Origin of the sequence: Roseobacter sp. AzwK-3b (assembly GCF_000170875.1) — a bacterium.
GTDB classification, from domain to species: domain Bacteria; phylum Pseudomonadota; class Alphaproteobacteria; order Rhodobacterales; family Rhodobacteraceae; genus Roseovarius; species Roseovarius litoreus.
In genome coordinates, this window is record NZ_ABCR01000010.1 from 90,984 (window position 1) to 99,777 (window position 8,794).

Genomic DNA, 8,794 nt, shown 5'->3' on the forward strand with positions numbered 1-8,794 from the left:
CATGGCCCAATTCATCAACAACAAAGATGCAATCGTCACCGAGGCGATCGACGGTGTGATCCAGGCGTCGGGCGGGCAGTTGGCCCGGCTGGACGGGTATCCGCATATTCGTGTCGTTGTGCGCGCCGACTGGGACAAGTCGCGGGTTGCCCTCGTGTCTGGCGGTGGCTCGGGGCATGAGCCGGCACATGCGGGTTTCGTGGGTGAAGGGATGCTGACCGCGGCTGTGTGCGGTGATGTCTTCGCCTCGCCTTCGGTCGATGCGGTGCTTGCGGGGATCCTCGCGGTTACCGGGCCTGCAGGGTGTTTGCTGATCGTCAAGAACTACACCGGCGACCGGCTGAATTTCGGGCTGGCCGCCGAAAGGGCCCGGGCCTTCGGCTTGAAGGTAAACATGGTGATCGTGGATGACGACATCGCTTTGCCCGATCTGCCCCAGCCGCGTGGTGTGGCGGGCACGCTGTTCGTGCACAAGATTGCGGGTGCCATGGCCGAAAGTGGCGCCTCGCTCGAGGATGTGTCGAAGGTGGCCGAGCATGTCGTGAAACACACGAAATCCATCGGCATGTCGCTCGATACCTGCACCGTTCCTGGCTCGCCCAAAGAAAATCGCATCGGCGACGGCAAGGCCGAGCTGGGTCTGGGCATCCATGGCGAGGCAGGGGTTCAGCAGATCGACTATCACAATGCCGAGCAGGCCATCGCAGCGGTGACCGCCAAGCTGGCCGCGACGATGGAGAACAAGCCGCATGTCGTTTTGCTCAACAATCTTGGTGGTGCCTCTGTGCTGGAAATGGCGATCCTGGCCAATGAATTGGTGAAATCGCCTATCGGCAAGAACCTAAAGCTGATGGTCGGGCCAGCGGCGCTTATGACATCGCTGGACATGCGCGGGTTTTCGGTGTCGGTCTATCCTCTGAGTGCCGAGGATCATGCGTGGTTGTCCGCGCCTTGCGCGCCCTCGGCCTGGCCGCGCTGCCAGACGATCCAGCCGGTCCGCGTGCTCGACCTGCCGGATGGGCTTCGCCCGATTCAGCCGATCCCCTCCGAGCACCGCGAAACGGCGGCCTTTCTGACAAAATGCTGTCAGATCCTGATAGAGGCGGAAGCCGATCTGAACGCGCTTGATGCCAAGTCCGGCGATGGCGATACCGGGTCCACCCTTGCCGGTGCCGCGCGGGCGCTGATCGGGGCGTTGGACCGTTTGCCGTTGGCGGATCACACACAGCTTTTCCGCGCGATCGGTCAGGAGTTGACGCAGACCATGGGGGGCTCGTCCGGTGTTCTGCTGGCGATCTTCTTCACTGCCGCCGGGGATGCCGCGTCAAGCGGCTTGTCGATGGTTGCGGCCCTGAAAGAGGGATTGGCGCGGATGCAGCGTATCGGTGGCGCGCAGTTGGGCGATCGCACGATGGTCGATGCCCTCAAGCCGGCACTGGATGCATTGGAAGCCGAGGGTATTGCCCGGGCCGCGGTTGAGGCGCGGCATGGCGCGGACCACACGGCCACCATCGTCCGCGCCAAGGCAGGGCGCGCGTCCTATATCAATGCAGCCCAGCTTGAGGGCCATGTCGATCCGGGCGCCGAGGCGGTCGCGCGGTTGTTCGAGCAGCTCGCGCCGTAACCCTGCGCAACCCGTCCGGAGCGGGGATCGAAACGGCTTGGCCGGGCAGCGCGACACGCTTAGGCGGACCACGCGCCTGCCCGCCCGCGCCGGGGACTAATGACGTGCGGCCGCGATGTGCCGGTGCCTGTTGATGACGCTATGCAAGCCGCGACTCGTCTGCCATTCAGCGTTGGATGGTCTGTTTCCAGGTCTTTCAGTGATTTGAGGACCGACAATATCGTATGCTTTGCGGCGGGAACCCTGAGCGAGACGGCTTGTGGTCTGAGGCCTGTCGAGGCTTTGTAAAAGGGCGATTTGGTCAACACATTGGACGATTGCCCGCAGGAAATTCGTTGGATCGGTGGTGCGAAAGTCAAAGGCATAGGCATAGGGCCGCACGCAGCTATAAGTATCAAGCGTGGTGCTATTCCCGGACCTGTGCGTCCAGTGTTTTTGCCTGTGGGCTGAAAAAGGTGATTGTGAGGCGGGTGCATTGGTCTCATCGGGCAAGGAAGCCCGGATTATAAGAGCCGTTCTTGGCGCCTGTCATCGACTCGGGTGAAGAGACGCATCTACTGGTGAACCGGGCTGAATGCCGCAGCGCAGCATTTTGGATGCGGGATCGGCGCACACAAAAGCGGCGCCAAGAATATTTTTGCTCATAGATTAATCAAAACGCCCCTTTGAGCGTCAGGCGGCGTAGACCGCCTCGTGGCACCTGCGGATTTATGGCGCTTAGGTTGCTTTGTCCGATCTTGGACGTGGACACCGACCAGCGGCCCCGGTCCGGGCAGACTAGAAACCGCTGGACGGTGGCAACATGGAAATGCTGCCGCGCGAATTTAGCAGGGGGTACGGTGAATGGAAACCCGATCCCCGACGCAAGCGCAGCCCTGACACTGGGAGTTCAGAGCATAATGAATACCAAGACATTGCTGGCCGGTCTGGCCACAACCACCGCACTATTTTCCGCACCTGCCTTGGCGCAGGATTGCCCCGTAAAAGTAGGCGTTCTGCATTCGCTGTCCGGCACGATGGCAATCTCGGAAACCACGTTGAAAGATACGGTTCTGATGCTGGTCGAGCAGCAAAACGCCAAGGGCGGCGTGCTGGGCTGCGAGATCGAAGCGGTCGTGGTCGATCCGGCCTCGGACTGGCCGCTCTTCGCCGAGAAGACCCGCGAGCTTCTGACTGTGAACGAAGTGGATGTGATCTTTGGCTCATGGACAAGCGTCAGCCGCAAGTCGGCGCTGCCGGTGCTTGAAGAGCTGAACGGGCTGATGTTCTATCCGGTTCAGTACGAGGGCGAGGAATCGTCGAAGAATGTGTTCTACACCGGTGCTGCGCCCAATCAGCAGGCGATCCCGGCCGTGGATTATTTCCTTGAAGAGCTTGGCGTCGAAAGCTTCGCACTGCTTGGGACCGACTATGTGTATCCCCGCACCACCAACAATATTCTGGAGTCATATCTGAAATCCAAGGGTGTGGCCGAAGAGGATATCTTCGTGAACTACACACCCTTCGGGCATTCCGATTGGGCGACGATCGTGTCGGATGTCGTGGCTCTTGGCGCATCGGGCAAGCAGGTTGGCGTGATCTCCACGATCAACGGTGATGCAAATGTGGGCTTCTACAAGGAATTGGCAGCGCAGAATGTCAGCGCAGCGGATATTCCCGTGGTTGCCTTCTCGGTCGGCGAAGAGGAATTGTCGGGTCTCGATACGTCGAACCTTGTGGGTCACCTTGCGGCCTGGAATTACTTCCAGTCCGCCGATACGCCAGAAAATGCCGCGTTCATCAGCGCATGGCATGACTATATCGGCGATACGGCCCGTGTGACCAATGACCCGATGGAGGCCCATTACATTGGCTTCAACATGTGGGTGAACGCCGTTGAGGCCGCAGGCACCACCGACGTCGATGCCGTTCGCGAAGCGATGTGGGGGCAGGAATTCCCCAACCTGACAGGTGGCATGGCGGTTATGAACGCCAACCACCACTTGTCCAAGCCGGTGCTGATCGGTGAGATCCGCGATGACGGTCAGTTCGATATCATCAGCCAGACAGAAGAAGTGCCCGGTGATGCGTGGACCGATCACCTGCCGGATAGTGCCGTTCTGAAAAGCGATTGGAAGGAACTCGGCTGCGGCATGTACAATGTCGAAACCAGCACCTGCGTTCAGATGACCTCGAACTACTAAGGTAACGGCGCCGCGCGGGGTGTCGTATCCCGCGCGGCCCATCCATTCCATTTCCCCGATCAGGACCGGACGGATCATGCGTTTCACCGCCCTTTTTGCCCGCGTCATTGCGACAGCGATGCTGTTCGTCTGCATTGTTGCGTGGCGCCCCGGCGATGTCGCCGCGCAAGAAACACTGCAATCGGTCCTGCAGCCCTACAAGGCCGAACTGTCCAAGCCCTCGCGCCGGACCATCGGACCGGTGATCGCGGCCCTTCTGGCGTCCGATCATCCCGCCATCTCTGACTTCCTGCGGAAATGGGAGGCGCGTGAGGTGTATAAACGCCCCGGTGACGGTCTGTTCTTCTATGCCGAGGATGCGGGTGACGGGCTCACTCTTGTCGACATCGACACGGGAGAGTCCGTGGGCCAGGTCGGCAGTCGTGAGGTGGATCAGATCAAGCCGAACGCGGGCGTGCAACGAGAAGTGGCGGCGGCGTTGGTGCCGTTCGAGTTGAATGCCTCTGACCCCGCCCGTCGGGCAGCGGCGCTGGAATCTATCGCAAGAAGCGCTGACGCCAGCCAGATCGAGCCTCTGGCTGCCAGTATCGACGGCGAACAAGATGCCGATCTGAAAACTCGAAAACAAAGGCTTTTGGCCCTTTTGACCGCGCAATTCGGAGCGGACAAGGCGGATCGCCTGGCCGCCATCGAAGCCTTGTCCGGGGATACCAGTATCGAGGCGCGCAGCGTTCTGAACCAATTGACCGCACGCCGGGACGCTTTGGCCGAAACCGTGCCTGACGGCGCTAATATCGCCCGAGTTCTTGAGGCCGGCCAAGACATGACCCGGGCTGAAGCATATGACAGGCTGGTCGATAAGGACCTTGCCCCGCCGCGACAGACTGCGGCGGAATTGCGCGATGTGCTTGCCGAGCACATCCTGGACGGCAGGGTTGGCGGTGTGCCGTTGCATCGTCTGAACACGGTCGAAACTCGCGCAATCGCATATGAGGCTCTTGAAGCCGCTGGCACGGTTCCGCCAAGAGCTTCAGACGAAGAGGTGGCGCGCGCCGTTGCGGCGTATGTATTCTACGAGGAATACCTTGAGCCGGACCCTGATATCACCAACGCCGCAGAGGCAGCGCTGACTGCGACCTCGCGCATGCTGGCTGTCTACCAGACGCTGGACCTTATTCTTGATGGAGTGTCGCTGGCGTCGATCTTCTTTCTGGCGGCGATCGGGCTGGCCATTACCTTTGGGGTGATGGGCGTCATCAACATGGCGCATGGCGAGTTCATCATGATGGGCGCCTATACCGGCTATGTCGTGCAGTTGTTCATCCCCGATTACACACTCAGCCTATTGGTCGCGCTGCCGCTGGCCTTTGCCGTGACGTTTGGCGCGGGCGTGACAATGGAGCGTCTGGTGATCCGGCATCTTTACACACGCCCGCTGGAAACCTTGCTGGCCACGTTCGGTATATCCATCGCATTGCAGCAACTGGCCAAGAACATCTTCGGGACGCAGGCTCGTCCTCTGACTGCACCCGACTGGCTGGGTGGGGCAATCACCTTGAACGATATCGTCGGCATCTCAACCATTCGTGTCGCGATTTTCGTTCTGGCGCTGATCTTTCTGGCGCTGCTGCTTTATGTCCTCAAACGCACGCGTCTCGGGCTCGAGGTGCGGGCGGTCACGCAGAACCCGGGTATGGCCGCGTCAATGGGGATCAACCCGGACCGGATCAACATGCTGACCTTCGGTCTGGGCTCGGGGATTGCCGGGATCGCGGGTGTTGCGATCGGGCTTTATGCGCAGGTGACCTCGGAAATGGGCGCTAATTATATCGTGCAAAGCTTCATGACCGTGGTTGTGGGCGGGGTGGGCAATGTCTGGGGCACCTTGGCCGGGGCGTCGATGATCGGCTTTCTGCAAAAGGGGATCGAATGGCTCAATCCCTCCAACACGCTGGCGGCACAGACCTATATGGTTCTGTTCGTCATCCTATTCATTCAGGTTCGGCCCAAGGGCATTGTCGCCCTTAAGGGTCGCGCTGCGGGGGATTGATCGATGAGCACGCAAGATATGTCCTCTGACATCGCGCCACGTAAAAGCTTCTTTGCGGAAAATCCCTCGGTACTCTGGTTTTTGGGAGCCCTTGGCCTGTTCACGCTGAGTGTGAGCGTGCTTGCTGAAGGGTTCGGTCTTCCCATCCTGTCGACCTCGATGGTCAAGGTGCTGGGTATGACGCTCTGTCTGTGTCTGATCGCGGTGGCGATGGATGTGGTCTGGGGCTATTGCGGGATCCTCAGCCTGGGGCATTTCGCGTTCTTCGGTCTGGGTGGTTACGCCATCGGGATGTGGTTGATGTATGCCCGGACCGAAGGGATCGTGATCGACTCGTTCGAAAACGCGCCCATTCCGCCGACCGAGACAGAGATCACGGATGCCATCGCCACGCAGATATTCGGTGTGGTCGGCAGCAACGAGCTGCCCGCCCTTTGGGTTTTCGCGCACAGCCTGCCGCTGCAGTTGGCCATGGTCGTGTTGGTGCCGGGGCTGCTGGCGCTGGTCTTTGGCTGGTTGGCGTTTCGCAGCCGGGTGACGGGCGTTTATCTGTCGATCCTCACACAGGCCATGACGCTGGCTTTGTCGCTCTACCTTTTTCAGAATGATACCGGTCTGCGCGGCAATAACGGCCTGTCGGGCCTCCAGAACATTCCCGGCCTGTTGCATGTGCCGCAGTCAACGCTGGCGCTTTGGTTCTTCTGGGCATCGGCCTTTGCGCTTGGGCTTGGCTACGTGATCTTCGCATGGCTGGTATCGGGTAAGTTCGGATCGGTTATCCGTGGCATTCGTGACAACGAGGCGCGCGTGCGGTTTCTTGGCTACCACGTAGAGCATTACAAGCTGGTGATCTTCACTTTGACCGCCATTGTTTCGGGATTGGCGGGCGCGCTCTATTATCCGCAGGCGGGCATCATCAACCCGGCTGAAATTGCCCCAATCGCGTCGATCTATCTGGCCGTCTGGGTGGCGATCGGGGGCCGTGGGCGCCTTTATGGCGCCGTGATTGGGGCGGCGGTGGTCAGCCTTGCGTCAAGCTGGTTCACGGGCGGGGGTGCACCCGACATTGACCTTGGCTTCTACGTCATCAACTGGACCGATTGGTGGCTTGTTCTTCTGGGCCTCGGCTTTGTCGCCGTCACGCTTTTCTTTCCACGTGGCATCGGTGGACTGTTCGACTACCTTGTGAGGGCCAAATGACGACGCTTCTCGAAGTCTCGGGCGTTTCTGTCACGTTTGACGGGTTCCGGGCAATCAACAACCTGTCGATCCAGATCGCCGAGCCGGAACTACGGGCGGTGATCGGCCCCAATGGCGCGGGTAAGACCACATTCATGGATATCGTGACCGGCAAGACCCGCCCCGACGAGGGGCGCGTCATCTGGGGTGAAAAATCGGTGTCGCTTCTGGGGATGAGCGAAAGCGAGATTGCCCGCGCGGGTATTGGCAGAAAATTTCAGAAGCCCACGGTGTTCGAAGATCAGACCGTGCGCGAAAACCTTGCCATGGCCCTCAAGAACAAACGTGGCCCCTTCGACGTGCTCTTCTACCGGCGCACTCGGCATGCGGCCACCCGGATCGGAGAGATCGCGCAGGAGATAGGCCTGCTTGAGCAGTTGCCGAAGCGGGCAGGGGCGTTGAGTCATGGTCAGAAACAGTGGCTGGAAATCGGCATGTTGCTGGCGCAGGACCCGCGGCTGTTACTGGTCGATGAACCGGCGGCCGGTATGACGCCCGCAGAGCGTGAACACACCACCGATCTGCTCAAGCGAGCAGCCAAAACCCGCGCTGTCGTGGTGATCGAACATGACATGGAATTCGTGCGTCGCCTTGGCTGCAAGGTCACGGTGCTGCATGAAGGATCCGTGCTTGCGGAGGGCAGTCTGGACCATGTCACGAAGAACCAAGAGGTGATCGATGTCTATCTGGGGCGGTGACATATGCTGAGCGTTGATGATCTGACCTTGCATTACGCGGCTTCGCAAATCCTGCATGGTGTCAGTCTGCAGGCGCGCCCCGGCGCGGTGACAGCGGTGATGGGCACCAATGGCGTGGGCAAGACTAGTCTGCTCAAGGCAATCGCCGGGCGGCACCCCTATAGCGCAGGGCGCATCGTGCTGGACGGAACCGAGCTGGACCGCTTCGGTGCGGTCCATGCGGCGAAACACGGGATCGCTTATGTTCCCCAGGGCCGTGAGATATTTCCACTCCTTACCGTGACCGAGAATTTGCAGACCGGCTTTGCCTGCCTCCCGAAGTCCGAACAACGGATACCCGAGCGTATTTATGACCTGTTCCCGGTGCTTGCGCAGATGAAGGACCGGCGAGGTGGCGATCTGTCGGGTGGTCAGCAACAACAGCTTGCCATCGCACGCGCCCTGATAACGCAGCCGCGCGTTCTGCTTCTGGACGAACCCACCGAAGGCATCCAGCCCAACATCATCAAACAGATCGGCGAGGTCATCCGCCTTTTGCGGAATGAGGGCAAGATAGCGATCGTACTGGTCGAACAGTTCTTCGATTTTGCCTATGATCTGGCCGACGATATCGTCGTGCTGAACCGTGGTGTGGTCCGTCTGTCGGAACCGGCGGCCGATGTGGAGCGTGACAGGTTGCTGCGAGAAGTGTCTATCTGAGCGTTATCCCAATGGCATGCCATTTGCGTTTCGTGCTGTCCTCCTGCCCGATATGTTCGCACAGCTCTTGCGCCGGCATTGGCTAGGGCGCTGACATCATTACGCGCCTCGAATGAGCCTGTTTCCGCCAGAGGGCGGGCGGTATCCCCATATATTGGATTGTTTGTGTTTAACGTATCATTCGTTCGCATCGACGAGCCTGAGGCCCCGTGACATCGATTTGGCAGCTCTTTGAAGAGCGGTTGTCGAAAAATATTTGCGTTTCACGCTTCAGACCCGTCATCGGCTGACTTACGTCGGG

6 protein-coding genes are annotated in these 8,794 nt (G+C 59.8%); all 6 read left to right on the forward strand.

Annotated elements, in window-relative coordinates; translation table 11 throughout:
• Nucleotide 1 precedes the first annotated feature (1 nt).
• Entirely contained in the window at nt 2–1,624 is a 1,623-nt protein-coding gene (locus RAZWK3B_RS16225) for a dihydroxyacetone kinase subunit DhaK (protein WP_007817040.1), read from the forward strand.
• An 899-nt stretch (nt 1,625–2,523) separates the two neighbouring features.
• Nucleotides 2,524–3,807 (forward strand): urea ABC transporter substrate-binding protein, encoded by a 1,284-nt coding sequence (gene urtA, locus RAZWK3B_RS16230; protein WP_007817041.1) that lies wholly within the window; start codon nt 2,524–2,526, stop codon nt 3,805–3,807.
• A 76-nt stretch (nt 3,808–3,883) separates the two neighbouring features.
• Nucleotides 3,884–5,857: an urea ABC transporter permease subunit UrtB gene (gene urtB / locus RAZWK3B_RS16235; RefSeq protein ID WP_007817043.1), complete on the forward strand. Its 1,974-nt coding sequence runs from the start codon at nt 3,884–3,886 to the stop codon at nt 5,855–5,857.
• Between the two features lie 3 nt (nt 5,858–5,860).
• On the forward strand, nt 5,861–7,057 hold the full coding sequence (gene urtC, locus RAZWK3B_RS16240) for an urea ABC transporter permease subunit UrtC (protein ID WP_007817045.1): 1,197 nt from the start codon (nt 5,861–5,863) through the stop codon (nt 7,055–7,057).
• Nucleotides 7,054–7,794: an urea ABC transporter ATP-binding protein UrtD gene (gene urtD / locus RAZWK3B_RS16245; protein WP_007817046.1), complete on the forward strand. Its 741-nt coding sequence runs from the start codon at nt 7,054–7,056 to the stop codon at nt 7,792–7,794. Before urtC ends, urtD begins: the two co-directional genes overlap by 4 nt.
• A 3-nt stretch (nt 7,795–7,797) precedes the next feature.
• Nucleotides 7,798–8,493: an urea ABC transporter ATP-binding subunit UrtE gene (gene urtE / locus RAZWK3B_RS16250; RefSeq protein WP_007817048.1), complete on the forward strand. Its 696-nt coding sequence runs from the start codon at nt 7,798–7,800 to the stop codon at nt 8,491–8,493.
• The last annotated feature ends 301 nt before the right edge of the window (nt 8,494–8,794 follow it).